Below are 19,046 nucleotides of genomic sequence, written 5' to 3' on the forward strand. Positions count from 1 at the left end.
CCTGCCTCCTATCGGTCGATGCCGTGGCTGTCGGTGTCATGGGCGGCATCCAGGCCGGTGTTGCGTTCCGCGGGCGCCCATTGCTCATCAAAGGAGGCTGGTGGCATATCCCAGCCCAACGTTTCCGCAGGCGGTGGCGCATCGCCTGTGACCTGTCGCCCAAACCAGCCTTCCTCCACCAGCTTGTGGCGGATGTCTTCAACAGCGCGGGCGAACTCCTCAAATAGGCTGGACATGGCGGTCTCCTAGCTCAGGGCGGCTCCATTATTGGGCGGGGTGTTGGCATCGGTCTCGAACAGGCTGGCGAGGTCGTCGTAAAGCCGGGTGCCTGCCAGATTGAGTTTGCGCATTTCGGCAAGGGTGCGTTCGATGCGGCTGGCAATGCCGCTATCGGCGGCGCGCATGGCGCGCAATTCCTCGTCACGGAATTTGGCGTGGATGTCGCGCACGGCCTGCATGATATTCATTTTGATGAGCTTGACCCGCTCCGGCGCGGTTTCATCCGCCAACACGATCAACTGGTCATCAACTGCGCCGAGGCGGGTAATCAGCTCGTAGCGGTCATTGCTGGTGCGGCTGGATTGCTCCTCGCGGCGGGCCTTTTCGCCCATATCGGTGATGGCGGCTTGTTGCGCCTGCTGGCGGGCCCGTTCCTCCCGCTGGACTTTCCGGGTTTCGCCCGCAGCAAGAAAGGAGAAATGCCAGCCGGCGATATAATGGGCCACCACCCATGCGAGGGGGGACAGGATGGCAAAGAAGACCATGCCGCCCCAGAAATTGCCCTCGATGGCCCCTTTGCAGGCGGCACCCGCGCCCATCAACATATCCTGCGCCTTATAGAGGATATTGTTGGGGCATGGGCTGGCCAAGGCCGCATGTTTCTCGGCATCCAGCCGCAGCCACCAGAACAGTATCCATGCGGCGGCGAGCGCCAGCCCCCAACTGCCGCGTAGCTGGCGGTGTTGGTGGCGTTGCTCCAGAGAAAGCCCCCTCATGACCATGCCCTCGGCGCAGCCAGTGACAGGATGCTGGCATATTCGGGCGCGAGATTGAGGGCATCGCCGCCCAGGCGTATGACCACCTCGTTCATCTGCGCATAGAGCTGGCGGGCGGCGGTGCGGATGCTGCGCAGCTCGATGTCGATCTCGCCCAGCCGTTTGCGCAGGCGGGCACTTTTCAGCGGGTCGGTTGTTTCCAACTCGGCATCGGCATAATGGCTTTGCTGGCCCATGAAATGGCGGGCCTGCTCGGCATAGAGGGAAAGCACCTCCGTGAACCCGCCTTGCACGGCCTCCAGCCGCTTTTCGACCAAAGCCCCGATCAAATCGCGCATGATCCCGGCCTTGGCATCAAAGATGCCGCGCTCCTGTTCCAGCCTGACAATGGCAAGTTCTATTTCCTGTCGGCTGGTTTCGGCATTCAGCTTCTGGCCGGCAATCTGCGCCGCCATGGAAACAGCGTGCATGAGCATTTGGGTGTGCGCGGGCGAAATGGACATACAAAATCCCCTTTTGCGACAGGTAAGGACCTGCCTGCAACTTGAGGGCCGTAATGCGCGCATTGCGCTTATAGAGGGACTTTTGACAGGAAGCGGGACAGTTCAGAGGCTACGCATCTTCATGAGCGGTGAACAGAGCCTTGAGCTGAGAAACTTAATATAACTGTAACACCCAATAATATTGAGAGTGATACTATAATTAATAGGAGAAACAAATTTCACTAATGGAGTATATATGTCCTTATTTACTGATAAAGTTGAGAAAAGCAGCTTTAAAGTGATGTCGGCGCGAGATAAGGTTTCATCGGAATTTGATCACCGTGTAGAATCGCTAAAGGCATCTGATGAACGCAGGAAACTTGAGAAAATTTCCGCCCGGCGTCGAGGTAGGTAAGAACCCCAATTAAACGATCTGAAAGCGGCGCTTCACGGCCAAGCCAAACATAAAAGCGAGCGTCAATGCCAGAAAAGATTCCAGAGTGCCGAGCAATTTAAACGCGAAGCCTGCCCATTTTCCTTTGGCATCCACCGTCTTGGCGAACTCGTCAGAGGTATTTTCAAAGGCGCCGAAGGGAAATATCCGGCCGGCCGAAACGCTTAGCACCTCGACATATCTTTCTCCCACTACAGGTGGACGAAACGAAGACAGATTTTCAACAAATCCTACCAAGAGGTTGTCATGCTTAGGGTTGGGATGGTGGAAATAGGCGACGGATTGTTCTGCGTAGGGCCAAGAAATTTCTTGCGATTTTTGGCTTAGTGGCCAATAAGCCGCTGAAAATAGAAGGCAAATAATAAGCAGCCCAGACATTGGCCGCATATATGAAGCGCCATATCGGGAAGAAAGCTGATAAATTCTGGAAATAATTTTTTCAGGTACAGAAGTTTTGGACTGATAGCGCCGCGCGAGTGTTTCAAACCTATAAAAAATTTGCTCCATATTTTTGTCAGCAGTATTGGCCATTGCCTGTTTCAATGCGCGACAACCGGATTCGATTTCCAATAGTAGCTGATCCCGAGCGCTCCGATAAGACTTTGCAGCAAAACCGAAGTGGCTAAGAAAAATATGCGACGCTGGCGCTTCATTCCGCCAATGATTTCTGGCAGCATTTAATTCTCTTTGAAAATTTGCAGCAGCTTCTGCCTCAGTCACTTGGTCGAACCGCACTCCCCATTTAAACAAAGCACCGTAAAAAGCTGCGAATGATGTCGGGGTCCCTCCAGCAAAGCTTACTGTGCCAAGGAAGGTTGTGTTTTCAAATACCTTTCGGCATTTATCAAAATCTTTGGGCCACTTAACACGCTCGAAATCCAGCGTTTCTAAGATTGAACCATAGAAGTGAAAATAATCGTATAATGTACTATCTCGGAAAAAGACATCCGATAAAGTGCATTTTAAAAACTCCACTATTTTGAAGAAATCACAATTGAGAAATATTATGGATTCTGAAAATTTTGACGATATGAAACTTATGTTTTTATTGAATCTCACACCATCAAATTTACCGGAATTGCACAATAAATAACTAGACCTAAATTGTGAATTGAATATAGACTCTACTGCTGAAATGTAATTAATCTTGGAATTGTCAAAATAGATATTACCATTAACAAAGCATTGATTTAAATTTAGATAGTTAATATTAAACTTTGAAAAATTTACAATTTGCAAAAAGTGCGAATTTTCAAAATTTAACTCATCGCTACTATCCACGCCGGAAAAATTTGCATATCCTAAAAATACCGCGCGCTCAAAATCGGCTGCCACGTTTTTGGCGAAATGAGTAAGTTCAAAATATTCCGTGAAAATTGCATCGTCGAATACAGCAATGAGCTGATCTTCCCTTTTGCTATGGTCGAATTCCACATCTTGTAAAACTGCCCCGTTTAGCCAAAGAAAATTGGAAATGCGCTTTTCGCCCTTGGGTTCCCAAATCGCCAATATCCTTTCAGAAATCACCTCGCTTATTTTCTGGCGAATTTTATCTGGCTCCTGCTGTTTAACGGTCGGCTGCGTTTCCTCGGCATCATAGTAGAGCGGCAAATGAACAATATGGTAAGGCTTTTGCCCAGGGGCCTCTATGATTTCCTTGTTAGCTACCAAGTCTTTATAGGTGCGCTCATCACCAGTTTGAGGATCTATCAGCCAGTATCGTTGGAGCGTTTTATTGGCGCCGTCATTGGCCTTCCAATCTATCTGCCGTGCGCCGCGCTCATCGTTGATTTCTACGTTGTATGGCAGCGCCAAGCCGTCCCACGAGAAATCCATCTCGCGCCAGCGTTCCCACGCGCGCTTGGTGATTTCTTCCGGTGATAAGTCTTTAATCTCGCTCATGGCCCCCTCAGGCAAACTAGCGGTTAACGACTGTTAACCAATCGACACTCCAACGCAAGGCGTGGGCAAAGTTCAGCCGGAAGCGTAGCAAACCGGCATCAGGTTGCCTTACTGCTTCGCCAGCCATGCACCTGCGATCAGGCCAGCCTTTGAGGCAGGCATTGCGATGCCGTGAATGGTGATGGTGGTGGTTGCCACATCGTAGCACTGAAGGGCGATGGTGTTGGCTTCGGCTTCTGTTAGTGTGACGGGTGCCGCCGCCATTGCGTTGGCAGCCCCCCATGCAAATCCGGCATCCAGCGCCAGCGGACAAGGCAGGTCACGCGGTTTACCGGTGATGCTGGTGTAAGACGGCTGGCCTGCATTGGCGGCTTGAAGCACTGCCGCAAGGGTGCGACCGGATTCATTGTTTTTGAGAAGCTGGGCCTGCTGGGCAAAATGGAGGCTGCTGTATCCCTGCTCCTGCAGGGCAAGGTTGATATACAAATCTGCCAAATGCCCGCGCCGCTTGCTCTCTGTCAGTATCTTCCGGCAATAGATGTCTGGAGCCGGCAAAGCCGTACTGGATTTGAGGCGCTTGTCCTTGTCCATATCGGCTTTGATTGCCGCCATCTTCCCTTCGGCACAGGTCTGGCGTGTCTCTACAAGATACAGGTCATCGAAGCGCTCGACCTCTTTTAAAAGGACATTGTCACCAGTGGTGGCCGTGTCTGCGGACACCGCCAAATAAGGGGTGACGAGTGAAACCAAGAAGACGGCAGAAAAGGTTGCCAGATGTTGACGCATATTCCCCTCGCATAACCATAAAACGCGAGGAAAATTTAACAGTATGAGGGATTTTGTTGACGATAAGCCGAGGCGTGGGCTGTAACGACAGCATATGTTTCCTTTTTACAGCAAACTGAAACGAAAACACTTTTCGCTCCATTTTGGGCGGGTTTTCAGGCATTTCAGCCCGTTGCCACCTTGCAACCGTATCCCTCATACTGTTGCAGCCTCACGCGAGGTGCGGCCATGAGGGGGGATGCCGACTATGGTTTGACACTCTTTGATGGTTTGGGCAGGCGGAAATACCTGAGCCTAGACGAGCGGCTGCGTTTTCTGAAAGAAAGCGAAAGGGCTGACAAAGAAACCTGTCTGTTTTGCATGGTGCTGGCCTTTACGGGCTGCCGGATCAGCGAGGCGCTGGAACTGACGCCACAGCAGCTTGACGCGGGGACGCTCTCCATCGTGTTCCGCACGTTGAAACGACGGAAGCTGATTTTCCGGGCGGTGCCGGTGCCGTCGCGGCTGATGCGGGAACTGGTGGGGCATTGCTCGGCCATGCAGCGGGAAGTCGCTATCTGGCCATGGTGCAGGCAGACGGCGTGGCGGCGTGTCAAGGATGTGATGGCGGCGGCAGAAGTGCGCGGGCCGCAAGCCAACCCGAAAGGGCTGCGGCACGGGTTTGGTGTGGCCAATGCCGAGAAGAATATTCCCGGTGCGATCACCCAACGCTGGATGGGACATGCGCGGCTGGAAACGACCAGTATCTACCAGCAAGCGGTGGGGCAGGAAGAACGCCGCTTTGCCAAGCGGCTATGGCATGATTATGCCCGGCCTTGAGCCGCACCATCAATGGCCTTGGCAACTGGCGGAACTTCGACTTTGTTGTGGGCATCCGTGGTGGTGCTCAAGGCTATCTGTGGCGTACCATCAAGGCTGATGGAAGCTGCGAAGGTATCGAACCCGGCAGTGATGGCAGCGGCGGCTTTTTGGGTTTGCGCCTTGGCCTCTGGCGTCAGGGTGGTATCGACCTGCAATAAGGCGGGCGCTGCCTTCACTTCCTGCGCCTGTACGCGCTTTACTTCGGCTTCAAGACGAAGCTGTGTGGCCTGCGCCTGATCGGCACCCTTAAGATCATGGCCACGCGCCTCTGCCTGCGACATGCCTTCGGCTTTATATTGGGCAATGAAGGCCGTGGTTTCTGCTGGAGACAAGCCCTTATCATGGGCAAGGTTCTGCGCTTGCAATTCCAACTGTTCGGCCAATGCGGCTTTGAGTTTTTCAACATTCTGCTGCTGCTCCTGCATGGCTTGCAGGTAGCGGCGGCGTTCTGCCGGGTCTTTGATATGGTCGGCGCTGGCGGCCATGCTGTTGTAGGTGTTCTCGGCCACCAGTACATCGGCCTGCCGTTGCCCAACCTTGTCACCGTGGGCGGCGGCTTCCTGCTGCTGGCGCTGCAATGTTTCGCGTTCCTGATCGTAACCCGATAGGTCGATGCCGAAGCGATTGGCCATGGCATGGGCCAGGGCGCTGTTTTCACGGTCGGCCGCGAGGATGGGGGCCACTTTGCGATCAATTTCGACGGTGGCAGCGGCATATTCCGCCGCCTGTTTGGCGGCTTCCGATACGTGCGCGGCAGCGATAGCTGTCTGCGCCTGCTGTGCGATGGAACGAACGGCGGCTACCGATGTTGCCAGTTCGGCACGGATTTGAGAGAGGCTGGAACCATCGGCGCTGGACAGGAACTGACCGAGGGCCCCCAGCACATGCAACTGCCCTTGCAGTTCGCTGGTCAGGCTGCTGTCACCAGATGCACGTTGAAGCTCGGCTAACTGGCTTTGCAGTTCGGATTGCGCGGATGCGATCTGCCCCGCCAATTCGGCGCGCAGGCTAGCCTGCGGCGGCTCAGGGTGCTGCGCTCCCTGAGCCGGAGATGTAGAGCTATCTGTCAAATCGGGCGTTATAGATTACTCTCATCGCGGGTTATATGCGTTGTATAATACCGCATGGATCGCTAAAATTTGGTTAATTTTGGATTAACGAACTTTTCGCCAACTCCCTCAAAATAGAGAGAGCTGGCGGGCGGCCTCTTGCTGTTTGCGCCAAGCGGGGCTTTGTGCGGCTTCATCCAACCATGCCAGGACGTAGGCCACCGGGCCGCCAAGTTCATCCACTTCCTCGGCGGGGAGGAAATGGGAACGGTAGCCGGTTTCGGTGAATGGCAACGGCACCGGAGCCTGGACTTGCAGGTGGGCGGTGGCGAAACCACTGTGGCGGCTGATATTCAGGTAATCCGCTTCGTAGGAGACTGACAGGGTGATGCCCTGCCAGTCGATGGTTTGGGTGGTGATGGTGCGTTCCTTACGCATGGAAGGCCTCCGCGCGTTCGGTGATGCGGCGCATGACGATGCGGCCCTGAAGCGGTACGGCGTCGCAAGTGATGCTGAAGCCATTGCCATCCTGATGCAGCCAGGCGGCACCGATGGGTGTCCAACTGGAGTTTTCGCCGTCGCCGGTGACGCGGTAGAGGCGATGGGTCGGCTTCTTGCCGGTCTGTTTGGTGGGTTGGGATTTAGCCATGTCGGTCTCCTTCATTTTGCCGCGAACCATTCGCGGCTTCATGGGGAGCCAAGGGCGCAGGCCATGGAGGCGGCAGTCATACCCCGCGCAGCGCCCGCAGGGGGCGGAGTTGCACAAGCCCGCAGGGCGCGGAAACGAGCCGGGTTTAATGCTGCCGGGCCTGCGCCTTCACGCTCACATATCGAAGCCCGCTATGGTTTCGCACGAAGTGATGGGGCAATTGGCTAGAGCCTGAACAACAGGCTGCCAGTGCCGGTGATGGATGATCCGGCGGCGGCGTGCGCCGGAGAAGGCACTCAGGATTTCGGGCGGTGTGGCCGACCGCACCCGATGGGGCAAGGCGCTCGCTTCCGCGCCAAGGCTTGTGCAGCTTCGACCGCTAGCGGCTTACGGCCTTGCCCAGCGGGTTTTAACGGCCGGCGGGAACCTCCTCACCATCGCGCCATCCGGCGCATCACCGAAGGAGGATTTATGACCTGCACTGAGATCAGCATTTTGCTTACGGCTTTGGGGAATTTGATTGCGGCGATTGCGGAACTGGTAGCGGCATGGCGGCGGTCGCCGTGATTTTCCGCTGCCTAAGCTACCATCGCGGACTGATCGAGCGATGTCGCCGAGACAATGGCGCGGAAATTTTCCAAGAATTCGGGATGCCGACTGGCTAGGAAATGCGCGATGTCAGGTTTGGAAAGAAGCCGCTCCAAAAATCCAGCCGCAACTACCAAAACCAACATATCGTCGCCGTAGGACATTTCCATCTCTTTGTAATCTTCACTGATGGCAGACATTTCTCGTTCAAGTCGCGCCATTTGCTCCGTGGAAAGGCCAGTGGCCTTTTTAAGGTCATCCGGCCGATGCAAGTCGGTAGGTTTAGTGGTTGCCAGCAACGCACTCACATAATTGACGGTGTAATTATTCGCGGAGACCATCAATTCAGCTACTTCAAGTTGACGGATCGGTTTCATTTTCCGCAACCGCTGGAACACATGATGACTCAGCGATTTTTCTTTCAAAAACTCTACCACTTCCGGGCTGATTCCGTTCAGCATATGGCGGCGCTGACGGATGACTTTTACATCCACATCCAACCAGCTCGCTAACTTTGCTTCTGATACGCCGCGCTCCACCGCCCGGACAATCATGTGATGTTCCTGAATGGCTGGCAGCCGGTTGACGCGTTTGTTATGTGTGAACGACTCGTCGTCATCAGCGATAATGCAGGCAGCATGGGTGGCACCTTGCTGCCTCAAGGCCTCAAGTCGGATATGCCCATCAAGTAATAGGAACTGGTTGCCTTTTTGCGGGGCTACAGCAAGCGGCTCTACCAAGCCCGCTTGAAGCACTGAATTGATAATCCTACGATACTTAACCGTTTGCGCGATGGCAGCCGGTAGGATTTTTGACGGCAGTATATTTTCCAATGCGAGTGATACTACCCGACGCTCAAAAGCGATTCTGACCTTTTCCGACATTGGGCTACGCCTTCCCTGTTTCCATTCGCTCTGCCAAAGCGCGAGGTAATGTATGAAGACCGTCTGCACGCAGAAGCGCTGCAAAATGTTCGTCGCTTAGTAGGCGCTTCAACGCGTTTGACACAAAAAGCAAACGGCTGCGGGCAAGCGAAGCGCGTTTGATTAGCAATTTTTGACGTTCGGTTTCCTTCTGGTACGCCCGTATGAGACCGTCAGATGTAACGGGTCTCGCCGTACTACGCTGTGGGGATGCCTTGACGGCAATGCCTTTGCCGCTGGTATTGCGTTGTTCAATGATCTGCCTGATCGCCAACACCTGATTGCCGGGGATTGCCTTGTCCTCATAGGCTTGCGCCAAAGCCTGCTGCACTTCCCCATCCTTCGCACGGGCAATTTCCATGGCGATAGTATGTGGCATCACGCCGCGCTCCACGGCGGCAATTAATTTTTCCTCCCCATTTTCGAGAAGACAGCAAATGGCATAAACATATTCCGGACTAAAATCGACTTTCTTGGCGATTTCCGGAAGTGAGTACCCGCGCTCCTTAAGCGCCCCAATGGCCCGCACCAGTTCCAGTGAAGAATGTTGGCGCCGGACAAGGTTTTCTACCAGGCTCATGACGAAACAATCTTCTTCGGTTGCATCGAGGATGATGGCCGGTATTTCCGACTGCCCCAGGGCAACAAAAGCCTCAAGGCGGCCCTGTCCGCACACCAGATCATAGCGCAATTTACCAATCCGCTGACTGACTGTGATGGGCTTTTTCAGTCCCAGATTGCTGATGCTTGTCACCAATTCCTGAAAGATGCGTTTGTTTCGATGACGGGGGTTCAGCACCGTAATGGCATCAACGGGGATCATGCGTATTTCTGGCATATCTGTCATAGTGAAACCCTGGTTGGTGCGCGCCGGGTGAGATCTAGGAAGGCATCGAGCGTATCAAATCTGTAGGCATCTAAGAGAACGCCGTTTTCGGACGCCAACTGCAGGCTTGGTTCCGCGTGTACGTCGAACCACGGCAGCAGGTAGTAATCCCGCTGGGTGATATTATCGGGTGCCATCCGCACCGCTATTGTAATGCTAGGACGCAAGCCACTGTCCAGACGGACTTTCCACCTCAGGCTCCCTGCCGGTGTCACGTGGCAGCGCACGATGACAACCGAAGCGCAAAACTCTTCATTGATTGTGAGGAGATCATTTAGGGGATCGCGTCGCACCGTACCGCCAGAAGCCTGAATGTCAGCAATCACTTGAGCGACAATATCAGGATGCATCGCCCGCAGATTTTTGTTAGTTTCAATGTAACGGTAATCTCGTGACGGTGAATAGCCGACAAGATGATAGGCATTAATGAGGCTGCCAAAACGATGCCGAAAGGTCGAACTGGAAGGCATGTCGTCCAGCTCGTCAATTACGAGCCCAGAAAGCCAGCCTTTTTCGCTGAGAAGTGCTGAGAGGCTATTGAGAAGTTCCTGGTCGGTAAACCGGCGACTGCGATCTTGGATTATCTTTTGTGCGGCCTCGAAATAGTCAGTTTCCACAATTGCTTCAAACGCGTGATCACCACGCACCCACATCTCAGGTACATTGACGACCCGCTTGCTTTTCAGCTTAAATGACCTGCGGTTATAGACATTATTGCCGATGTATTTTTCATTTGTCAGAATTTGATGGATTGTGCCGCGTGTCCAAGGTCTGCCCATGTCGGTGACCGTACCTTCAAGGTTCAGGACATTGGCGATTTCGCGTTCCGATCGACGCTGAACCACGAACATTCGATAAAGCCTGCGCACCAGTTCAACCTCTTCAGGCGGCCCCGGCGTGAGGATTACCCGGTCTGTCTGAAGACTCTTTTGTTCGCCGCGCGCCAATACTGTTTTGGGCATGCGGTGCTCATCGAGAAGTTGCCGCCGCAACCCGTAGCCGGCGGGGCCACCCTGTCGAAACCCTAATCGAATAAGCCGGCATTGGCCCGTAAAGACTTTGGCGGATAGCTCGCGGCTATACTCGCCAGCCATTGCCCGCTTCATACTTTTTATGATCGTGGCACTAAGACTACCATCGTTCTCGAATTGCTCAGCACAATAATGAACGGTAATGCCTGCCTCGCGGCATATGAATTCATAATGCGCGCTTTCGTCGGCATCCTGGAACCTGCCCCAGCGGCTCACGTCATAGACAAGAATGGCGGTAAAGTCCGCCTTACCGGCCTGAACATCCGCTATTAGCCGCTGTAAGGCCTGCCTGCCATCTAAACTGAGCCCACTTTTTCCAGAATCTTCGTAGGTGCGGACGACCTCAAAACCCCGACGCTCTGCATATTGGGCAATGATTTCGGCTTGGTTTTCGGTCGAATACTTTTGATGCTCTGTTGACATGCGAACATACTGCGCAACCCTCTGCTTTCGGGAGGTGTCGTCGTCCTTTAACGAGTTCGCCGAAATCATCATCGAGTGTCACATTTACTTCTGAACAATCCTCGGGAAGACAATTTTGTCTTTATTTTTCAGAATATCGGGAGCGTGCTGAAATGTCCTTTCCTAAAAACGACCGAAATATTCAGTCAAAAAATGGAAAAACTTTTCCGAAAGAAAATGAAACCGCCCACCTGTTATTTATTCCGGCAATTGCCTTAGCGCTGCGAAGTGAATTTGGTGGCGGGCCATCTGCTGTAAAAACAGTGGCGCGACTTACTGAGACCAATGAGCGCGCTGTCAGGAATTGGTTTGACGCCAAAAACGGCCCCAACGGGGAAAATCTAATTACCCTCATGCAGCATTCTGACGTAGTGCTGGGAACCGTGCTCGACTTGTCCAGCAGACCTAAATTAAGAGTCACGGTAGATCTAGCCAACCTACGTATTCACTTGGCAAACTTGATGATGGCGATAGACAACATTCCCGCGCCGCCTCCGTAAGCTGGCGCAGGAAAGTTGCATGATGCGTGCGATCTATTCCGCTGCCAGTCCAGAGCCCGCCACGCATTTAAACAAAATAGCAGGATTGCGACCCTGCCATTTTCAAACGATGATTGCTGCCGACTGTTACGGCCAAGTCTTACCAAGATGCTTAGCGACAGCGGAGGTTTGTACGCCTACGGCTTTCACGGCATCCTTGAGTTGCTGGTGTGTCACGTTCCATTTCTTTGACCAATAATCTAATTCCCATGACTCATGGATATTGATCTTTTTCGGGTCTTCAGGCTGGCGGCGATTCAGATTGTCACTCATTGTTTTCCTCCTGTATGTGATCGCAATTCGAGATGGCAATCCTATCAAACATATCAAAATGCGCGAGTCATAATATTTCTGTTCGTGGTCGTTGTAAGGATGCGATTTCGAGAACAAAAGAAAAACATTGTTTCACATACGCGGAAATATCATGCTGAAAATTCTGGTCAGCGGTGATTCGCGCGAGACGGAAATTCAGATCTCATGGAGGAACGCATGATTAATATCCAAGGATTGGACAAATTAACGAAAGAGCTGGATCAGCTTTCAAAGGCAATGGCGGAGCTTGACGGCGACATTGCTCAAGTTCGTTTTGACCCGCATGACCCCGCGAGCATAGAGCAGGCGATTCAGCAGATGGAAACCTCATTAGACGCGCGAGTTGCCTCATATGCTGGCAATAAAACGGTGATGTCGATTGCGAACGACATGAAAGAAAAATACCGAGAAGGCATTCTGGAGAAAGCCGCTCAGGCGCGTCTGGAAAGCAACGATGAAGGGGAAGTGTGAATGTCACTAAAAACGGCGCTTGCGGAGGTTAATAATGCCATCCTTGATTTGCAGGCAGCAGATTACAATACCTACGAGCGCCCCTTAAAACGCCTCGACCACGCTCTTAATGCCGAAGAACTCAGGGAAACCAATGAAGCGCTTAAAGCCGGGGTAGATTTTGATGCGTTTATCGCCAAGTCGGATGGCGGCAAAGGTATGATGGGGTCGGCATCGCTAAAATGGCCGAGTGACCGGGAAGAAGAACTTGGTTTGACGCTTGTTTTGATCCAGCGTGCGGCTGCGGAGCCTAGTTGGTTCATGAATTTCTCGCACCATTGGTATTACAGCGGGAACAAGTTAATTGCTGGAATCCGTAAACTTACTGGGGCAGTTATTATCCCGTTTGGTCGGGACTACAGGTCATATCTGGAAACTAGAGTATCAATTCAAAGCCCAGTACAAACGGAGCCAACCGATTTGAAACGCATTTTTATCGTTCACGGCCATGACGATGCGACAAGGGAAATGGTGGCGCGGTTTGTTACGACAGTAGGTTTTGAACCCGTAATCCTTCATGAGCAAGCAAGCCGGGGCATGACAATTCCTGAAAAACTTGTTGCCAACTCTAATGTTGGCTTCGCCATTGTGCTCTTAACGCCGGATGATATTGGGCGCAGCAAGCAGCAAAAGGATTTGCAGGATCGTGCGCGGCAAAATGTTGTTCTTGAGTTGGGTTATTTTGTCGGCAAGCTTGGTCGGGACAAAGTATGCGCTCTCAAGAAGGGCATTGTGGAGATTCCAAGCGATTATCTGGGTGTGGTTTACACGGAACTGGATGATGCCGGCGGCTGGAAGGTAAAGCTCGGGCAGGAGCTTCAAGCCGCCGGGTATGAGATCGAATGGAACAAGATCATGGGCAGAGGATAGGCAGGCAGTGTGAATGAGATACGGTCAAATACCGTATATTCACTGCGAGGGGGCACATGAAGTTTCAAATTCGAGACGAGACGGACAAGGCGCTGGTCATTTCACTTCAGCATGAATTTATGCGCTGTGACGATGCCTTCAACGAGTTGGTACATTGGACGACAAAGTTTTTCCCAGACACAAATCCTCGCCGCGCCTCCTACCGGGCCTATAACTCATATGCCCGGTTCGTCCATCATCTCTATGAATTTATGATGGGTGCAATTAACAGAGATCGACGTGATACAACCTCGATCCGTGCGGATGAAGCGGATCGCCTACTTACCCGCGAGTTTCAAAAAATTATTACCAGACGGCGCGCAGCGATTTTGGAAGGGAGGGCGCCTGCCTGGGAGAACGACATCAGTGCTTATCCCGAGGATGTGTCGCCTTCCGTAGCGACCGAGTTCAGACGGCTGCGGAACACCATCATTGGCCATGCCAAACACGAACGGGCAAGTTTGAGTTTATCAGATTTTTTCCAACGAAATCATATGTATCTGTATTTGCTTTATGAAGATACAAAATGGTTGTGGCTGCCGAAGAAGGGTGAATTTCCCGATTTGGGCGAAATAACGGCTTTCAGTTTAGCCGTTCAACATAGCCCGTCTATTCAGACTTCAACTCATAGCCAGTAAGCGACTAAAGCCTAGCAGGTGATGGCCGACGCATGTACATGCGATCTGTGGCCAACGGCTTGCCCGTTCAGGCAGCCTTCATAAAGGGCGGCACATCGGTTCCGATTTATGCCGTTTTTTGGCATGTGGATTCTTCAATCTCCCATAGGCTTAGTGAGAAGTTGGTGCGGGCGGCCGGACTCGAACCGGCATGGGGTTGCCCCCGACAGATTTTCATACCACTTCGACTTTCGCCGCCGCATGTGCGTTCGTGGTCTGGACTATCCCTTCACCATGCCCTGAAAGGGTTTAGGTGCTGCCCGTCTAGTCTCTACACCTTCCGGCGGCGTTTCCGACGCTGGCTTGGCTCGGGATTGCCATTTCACAGGGTTCCCCGAATTTGAGCAGTTATACTCCTTGGGTTTCCCCAAAGGCACTCAATCGTTGGTCTAAGTCTGTAGCGTCTACCATTTCGCCACGCCCGCATAACCAAGCGAACCTTATAGAGGGCGGTTTTGCGCTAGTCGAGAAGGATTCCGAACCAAAACAACGGTTAAATGCGATTTTCCACTTCCGATTTCGCAGCCTTCTTGGCTGAGGCCTTAGGTTTGCGCACGTTGATGGCAGACGCGTCTAGCCGGTCTTTGATGTGGGAAGCGTAATATTTCTCGATCATCTCGACGCTCGTTCGGCAATTCTTCGCGATCTGGTAAATATCTGCGCCTTCCATCAGACGCAGACAGATGTAGGTGTGACGAAGGCTGTAGGCCGTGCGGGGCTGACCTTCCCGATCCTTTTTCATATTAAGCGGCTTGCCATCCGGCCCGGTGCCGATCTCGATACTTTTGAGTACCGAGTTCAGAAGATAATCCATGAACTTCGGAAACAGGCGGTCTGCCGGTTGGCCGTTACTACGCTTCTTAAGGCGGCTAAAGGGGAGTACTGCGCCCGGCATGCTTTTGCAGTACCCGACGCCGCGCTTACCGCGCACTTCGATTTCGAGGATGCGTTCGCCCGTTGGCTCATCGGTGACGATGGCAACGTCTCGAAATTCAAGGCGGTGAGCTTCATCCGGCCTGAGACCGGTATTGACCATGAACAGCACGAAGTCGTGCAAATCTTCGTATGCGGGTTTGTCATCAATCCGAGGAGGCTTTTTGGCCCGGTCGCGGGTCGCCTCGTAGAGCATTTGGTACTCTGCTGGCGAGAACCAAGCACGGTGAGAGATTTTGCCAGAACTTTTGTAGGGCGTTGAAAGGTCAGGCAGGTAAGGCAACCAACCATGCCGATTGGCCGTTTTGAGGACTTGCCGAAGGGTAACAATCTCCTGATGTAACGTGCTGCGCGAAGGCCTTTTAGGTTTGCCGTTGGCGTCCTTACGCGAGGTCATGCGGTGCACGCGATAATCCTGCACCATACCGGGAGTGATCTCCGTTACGATCTTGTTGCCAAAGAAGGGGCCGAGATGGACGCGGATTTTATCATCCTTGCCATCGACGTAGCGTTCGCTGCGTTCTCCCTGGGTGATGACACGGTATTCTTTAGTGAAGACATCGGCTACCTCGTTGAAGGTTTTGCCCTTCTTCAACTCGCCAGCCTGATATTTTCCCATCAAACCTAAATACCAGTCGCGGGCCACATCCTTGGCCCGCGCAAGGCTATCTTCCTTGGTGGTCGCCCGCCGCTGTTGCCCGTTTACCGAACACGAACACTGCCAGTGCGGGCTGCCCGGCCGCAGATAAATCTGAACCCGATTATCCATCAATGAATGGCGCGTCGTTTCCATACCGGCCCCTCCGTGTGCTAGCACAGTGATTTTGTGCTAGGAGCGTGCTAGGTCTTACGGTCTTTAATTTATCTGAAAACGACTGTTTTTACAACGTTTTTTAGTTTTTTGTTTTGTTGTGTTTTGCTTTTAAGTCTGCTGCGTCTACCAATTTCGCCATGGCCGCATGCCCGGACGGTAGGACGGATGCTTCTGCCTGAAATGAAGCGACTCGTAAAGTGTCCGTCGCACGGTTCCGGCAGGTTTGATCGCCAGAACCGCGCAACCGAATGGATCAGGCTACTTGGCGTCCTTGGGCGGAAGCTTGAAACGCACATCGGTATTGGCGATCAACCACAGGGTCGCCGTGTAGGCCGCAACGTTTTGGTTCAGTTGCTGCGGATCAACGCGATCGATCGTATCGTTGGGCGTATGGTGCGTGTCGAAATAGCGGTAGCCGTCCTGATTCAGGTCGAAGGCCGGAACGAAATCGTTCATGGCGCCCGAATCTTCACCGCCGTTCGGCACGGCCTTGGTGTCGATATAGATGCCAAGCGGATAGAGCAGATTGCCGATATCGGTAACGAAGGTCGGGTGGTCGGTCTCCCTCAGGGCGATATTGTTGATCTTGTCGGCACCGAAATCGGATTCGGCGTGGACGACATAGTTCGACAGTTCCGCCTTATGCGCTTCGCGGAACGCGCCACCACCCGTTTCGCTAGTGGGCGAACCCGCGGGCTGGGAGACTTCTTCGGAGCCCCAGAAGACAACGCGGATCGTGCGCTTGGGCTTGAGATCATGGTCAATCATGACCTTGGCGGCGGCCATGGTGATCGCCGTGCCCGCGCCGTCATCGATGGCACCCGTGCCCAGATCCCAGCTATCGAGGTGTCCGCCAACAACAATGACCTGTTCCGGATGTTCAGAGCCAACCAGATCCGCCACGACGTTCTGCGATGTGCCCAGGCCTTTGAAAATGCCGGTCGTCGTCATCTTGATGGTGATCGGACCGGCTGTCCCCTTGGCCTGCATGGCATGGATGCGCGACAGCTGCGCGGCGTCCGGCGCGCTGATCGCCATGGACGGAATGCCCTTGCCGTCGGTCCAGGTCGAGGCGCCGGCGTGCGGGAAACGGTTATTGTCGGTGCTGAGCGAACGCATGACAAAGCCGACCGCGCCGCGTTTTTGGGCTTCGATCGGCCCCTTGGAGCGAACCGTACCCGACATGCGGCCATAGCCGGACCCATTCGACGCCTTGGCCATGGGCTGAAGGATGACAACGATCTTGCCGGTCACATCCTGCTTTGAATCGAGGAATTGCTGATAGGTGTCGAACATCGCGGTTTCGGCTTCGACCGTTCCTGCCGTGGAGCCACCCAGCGATACGCCGACCAGGGGCTGGGCAAAATCACCGGTGATGGCGATGGTTTCCGGACCACCGCGCGCCCACACATGGAGCGGAAAACTCTCGATATGGGCGTTCTGGAAACCGAGCTCAGTCAGCTTTTTGACCGCCCATTCCGCCGCGCGTTTTTCGGACTCGCTGCCGGCCGGGCGCGGACCGAACCGCGTGGTTAGTTCTTCCAGGAAATCATAGGCGACGTTCGACTTCAGCGCGGCATCGCGCAAGGCGGCGGCCTGCTCGAACACCGGCACGGCCACAGGCGCGCTTGCCGCCGGCGCCTTGGCTTTCTGAGGCTTGGCGTCTACCGCGGTAACCGCCGTCAATGCCAGGATAGCGGCCAGGGCGGTGGCCAATGGGGCGGATGATCTCATGTACATTCCTCAGATTAAGCGGTTATTTCTTCAAAGCCGGCCAACGGGTTACGGTCTTTCCCGGACTCCACGACCGAAACTAGAGCCTCTTTCAGCTCGTTTACGGCAGCATCCAGCGCCTCAACATCCTGGCCGCGCACCACAAGTTGGGTGCCGAACTCACCATTCAGCGACAGACCGTACGGATAGCTGCCCAGCGACAGTTGCGGATAGCGTCCGTTGATTTCACGTAAAGCGTCGGCGGCATAACTTTCGCCGACATAAGACAGTTTGATGGTGCGCGATTTGACCGTACGGCCGGTGCGCAGGCGCGGCGCCACGTCTTCCAGCATGGCCTCCATGATCTTGGGCACGCCAGCCATGACGAAGACATTGCCGATCTGGAAACCTGGCGCGGCCGATACTGGATTGGCGATCAATTCAGCGCCATGCGGGATGCGCGCCATGCGCCGACTGTTGTCGTTGAGCGCCCATCCCATCTTGATCGCCCGATCGGTCAGCGCCTTGAGCGCGGCGGGATGCTCGCTGATGGCAACCTGGAATGCCTTTGCCATACAATCGGCCGTGATATCGTCGTGCGTCGGCCCAATGCCGCCTGTGGTAAAGACGTAGTCGCAGTCGTCGCGCAATGCGTTGACGGTGTCGATGATCTGCGCTTCGTCATCGTGAACCATGCGCACCTCCCTCAAGTCTATACCCAGGGCGCCGAGGAATTTGGCGATTGTGTTGACATTGGTGTCGATGGTACGCCCGGACAGGATCTCATCGCCAATAATCATGATGGCGGCGGTTGGATTGGTCGTCATGAAAGGCACTCCGGTGGAAAACCTATTGATCGGCTTCAACGGCCTTATTCAAGGCCGACTGGTCGCCAGATACAAGCGATTCTTCGCCGACATCGAATTGGATACCGGGGAAACCATTACAGCACACTGCCCCAACCCCGGCAAGATGCTCGGTCTGCTCGAACCGGGCACGCCGGCACTGGTCACCTGGCTCGACGACCCGACCAAAAAATTGTCGTATCGGCTCGAAGCCCTCATGGAGCGCGGGGTATGGGTCGGCGTCAACACACAATGGCCCAACCGGTTTATCGCCTTGGCCATCCGTGACGGCCTGATCCCCGAGGTCGCCGGCTATGGCCACATTCAGCCAGAGAAGAAATACGGGCAAAATTCACGTATCGATCTATACGCCAGCGGCCATCCCGCCCTGCCCGACGCCTATATTGAAATAAAGAATGTCCACCTGTCACGCCGGTCAGGACACGCTGAATTTCCCGATTGCGTAACGGAACGCGGGGCCAAGCATCTATATGAGCTAATAGAAATGGTGAAGGCCGGCTATAGGGCTGTCGTCATCTTCTGCATCCAGAGAAACGATTGCAGCGATTTCGCCATCGCCCGGGATTGTGACCCTGCCTTTGGGCTAGCTTATGACGCGGCCCGCGCCGCCGGAGTCGAATTCATCGCCGTCGCCTGCGCATTCGCACCGCGCGGCCTCAGCTTTGACAGCGCCTTGAGGTTCGCCGCAGAATAATAGGTTTGACC

General features: G+C 54.0%; 21 protein-coding genes. 6 read left to right on the forward strand and 15 right to left on the reverse strand.

Annotation, left to right across the window (positions count from 1 at the left end; genetic code table 11):
* Nucleotides 1-8: 8 nt before the first annotated feature.
* The 5 genes from RCJ00_RS20000 to RCJ00_RS20020 all read right to left on the reverse strand — a co-directional run bounded on the left by RCJ00_RS20000 (nt 9) and on the right by RCJ00_RS20020 (nt 4,619).
* Nucleotides 9-236 (reverse strand): hypothetical protein, encoded by a 228-nt coding sequence (locus tag RCJ00_RS20000; RefSeq protein WP_316224138.1) that lies wholly within the window; start codon nt 234-236, stop codon nt 9-11.
* Nucleotides 237-245: 9 nt separating this feature from the next.
* A complete protein-coding gene (locus RCJ00_RS20005) occupies nt 246-995 on the reverse strand; it encodes a hypothetical protein (RefSeq protein ID WP_316224140.1) in 750 nt (249 codons plus the stop codon).
* Complete coding sequence (locus RCJ00_RS20010; RefSeq protein WP_316224141.1) at nt 992-1,498, reverse strand: hypothetical protein; 507 nt, start codon at nt 1,496-1,498, stop codon at nt 992-994. Before RCJ00_RS20010 ends, RCJ00_RS20005 begins: the two co-directional genes overlap by 4 nt.
* A gap of 403 nt (nt 1,499-1,901) precedes the next feature.
* Nucleotides 1,902-3,833, reverse strand: a complete 1,932-nt coding sequence (locus RCJ00_RS20015) for a hypothetical protein (RefSeq protein ID WP_316224142.1) — start codon at nt 3,831-3,833, stop codon at nt 1,902-1,904.
* Between the two features lie 108 nt (nt 3,834-3,941).
* On the reverse strand, nt 3,942-4,619 hold the full coding sequence (locus RCJ00_RS20020; protein ID WP_316224143.1) for a hypothetical protein: 678 nt from the start codon (nt 4,617-4,619) through the stop codon (nt 3,942-3,944).
* 228 nt (nt 4,620-4,847) lie between these two features.
* Here RCJ00_RS20020 and RCJ00_RS20025 point away from each other — a divergent pair, with 228 nt between their 5' ends.
* Complete coding sequence (locus RCJ00_RS20025) at nt 4,848-5,438, forward strand: tyrosine-type recombinase/integrase (RefSeq protein WP_316224144.1); 591 nt, start codon at nt 4,848-4,850, stop codon at nt 5,436-5,438.
* Here RCJ00_RS20025 and RCJ00_RS20030 read toward each other — a convergent pair.
* The 6 genes from RCJ00_RS20030 to RCJ00_RS20055 all read right to left on the reverse strand — a co-directional run bounded on the left by RCJ00_RS20030 (nt 5,423) and on the right by RCJ00_RS20055 (nt 11,101).
* Entirely contained in the window at nt 5,423-6,550 is a 1,128-nt protein-coding gene (locus tag RCJ00_RS20030; protein WP_316224146.1) for a hypothetical protein, read from the reverse strand. The genes RCJ00_RS20025 and RCJ00_RS20030 overlap by 16 nt on opposite strands.
* A gap of 108 nt (nt 6,551-6,658) precedes the next feature.
* A complete protein-coding gene (locus RCJ00_RS20035) occupies nt 6,659-6,967 on the reverse strand; it encodes a hypothetical protein (RefSeq protein ID WP_316224147.1) in 309 nt (102 codons plus the stop codon).
* Nucleotides 6,960-7,178 carry a hypothetical protein gene (locus RCJ00_RS20040; protein ID WP_316224148.1) on the reverse strand — a complete coding sequence of 73 codons (219 nt, stop codon included), beginning with the start codon at nt 7,176-7,178 and terminating at the stop codon, nt 6,960-6,962. The genes RCJ00_RS20035 and RCJ00_RS20040 overlap by 8 nt, the downstream gene beginning before the upstream one ends.
* Nucleotides 7,179-7,756: 578 nt before the next feature.
* The gene (locus RCJ00_RS20045) at nt 7,757-8,650 is read right to left on the reverse strand and encodes a plasmid partitioning protein RepB C-terminal domain-containing protein (protein ID WP_316224149.1); all 894 of its coding nucleotides are present in this window, start codon (nt 8,648-8,650) and stop codon (nt 7,757-7,759) included.
* A gap of 4 nt (nt 8,651-8,654) precedes the next feature.
* A complete protein-coding gene (locus tag RCJ00_RS20050; RefSeq protein ID WP_316224151.1) occupies nt 8,655-9,536 on the reverse strand; it encodes a plasmid partitioning protein RepB C-terminal domain-containing protein in 882 nt (293 codons plus the stop codon).
* Nucleotides 9,533-11,101, reverse strand: a complete 1,569-nt coding sequence (locus tag RCJ00_RS20055) for a recombinase family protein (protein WP_316224152.1) — start codon at nt 11,099-11,101, stop codon at nt 9,533-9,535. Before RCJ00_RS20055 ends, RCJ00_RS20050 begins: the two co-directional genes overlap by 4 nt.
* Nucleotides 11,102-11,181: 80 nt before the next feature.
* Between RCJ00_RS20055 and RCJ00_RS20060 the strand changes: the two genes are divergently transcribed.
* On the forward strand, nt 11,182-11,568 hold the full coding sequence (locus RCJ00_RS20060; protein WP_316224153.1) for a hypothetical protein: 387 nt from the start codon (nt 11,182-11,184) through the stop codon (nt 11,566-11,568).
* Between the two features lie 126 nt (nt 11,569-11,694).
* Here the strand turns inward: RCJ00_RS20060 and RCJ00_RS20065 are convergent, their stop codons facing one another.
* A complete protein-coding gene (locus RCJ00_RS20065; RefSeq protein ID WP_316224154.1) occupies nt 11,695-11,880 on the reverse strand; it encodes a DUF3606 domain-containing protein in 186 nt (61 codons plus the stop codon).
* A gap of 216 nt (nt 11,881-12,096) precedes the next feature.
* Between RCJ00_RS20065 and RCJ00_RS20070 the strand changes: the two genes are divergently transcribed.
* The 3 genes from RCJ00_RS20070 to RCJ00_RS20080 are packed head-to-tail and all read left to right on the forward strand — an operon-like array spanning nt 12,097 to nt 13,976.
* Nucleotides 12,097-12,390 carry a YuaX family protein gene (locus RCJ00_RS20070; protein ID WP_316224155.1) on the forward strand — a complete coding sequence of 98 codons (294 nt, stop codon included), beginning with the start codon at nt 12,097-12,099 and terminating at the stop codon, nt 12,388-12,390.
* On the forward strand, nt 12,391-13,299 hold the full coding sequence (locus tag RCJ00_RS20075; protein ID WP_316224156.1) for a TIR domain-containing protein: 909 nt from the start codon (nt 12,391-12,393) through the stop codon (nt 13,297-13,299). It abuts the gene before it with no gap.
* A 56-nt stretch (nt 13,300-13,355) separates the two neighbouring features.
* Nucleotides 13,356-13,976, forward strand: a complete 621-nt coding sequence (locus tag RCJ00_RS20080; protein WP_316224157.1) for a hypothetical protein — start codon at nt 13,356-13,358, stop codon at nt 13,974-13,976.
* Nucleotides 13,977-14,508: 532 nt separating this feature from the next.
* On the opposite strand, the gene RCJ00_RS20085 is transcribed toward RCJ00_RS20080, so the two are convergent.
* The 3 genes from RCJ00_RS20085 to RCJ00_RS20095 all read right to left on the reverse strand — a co-directional run bounded on the left by RCJ00_RS20085 (nt 14,509) and on the right by RCJ00_RS20095 (nt 18,302).
* A complete protein-coding gene (locus tag RCJ00_RS20085) occupies nt 14,509-15,741 on the reverse strand; it encodes a site-specific integrase (protein ID WP_316224158.1) in 1,233 nt (410 codons plus the stop codon).
* Nucleotides 15,742-16,020: 279 nt separating this feature from the next.
* Nucleotides 16,021-17,496, reverse strand: a complete 1,476-nt coding sequence (locus tag RCJ00_RS20090; RefSeq protein ID WP_316224159.1) for a M20/M25/M40 family metallo-hydrolase — start codon at nt 17,494-17,496, stop codon at nt 16,021-16,023.
* Nucleotides 17,497-17,510: 14 nt separating this feature from the next.
* On the reverse strand, nt 17,511-18,302 hold the full coding sequence (locus RCJ00_RS20095; RefSeq protein WP_316224160.1) for a competence/damage-inducible protein A: 792 nt from the start codon (nt 18,300-18,302) through the stop codon (nt 17,511-17,513).
* Here RCJ00_RS20095 and sfsA point away from each other — a divergent pair.
* A complete protein-coding gene (sfsA, locus tag RCJ00_RS20100; protein ID WP_316224161.1) occupies nt 18,301-19,035 on the forward strand; it encodes a DNA/RNA nuclease SfsA in 735 nt (244 codons plus the stop codon). The two genes, RCJ00_RS20095 and sfsA, sit on opposite strands and share 2 nt — an antisense overlap.
* Nucleotides 19,036-19,046: the final 11 nt, after the last annotated feature.

Source organism: Asticcacaulis aquihabitans, from assembly GCF_032490435.1.
GTDB lineage: Bacteria > Pseudomonadota > Alphaproteobacteria > Caulobacterales > Caulobacteraceae > Asticcacaulis.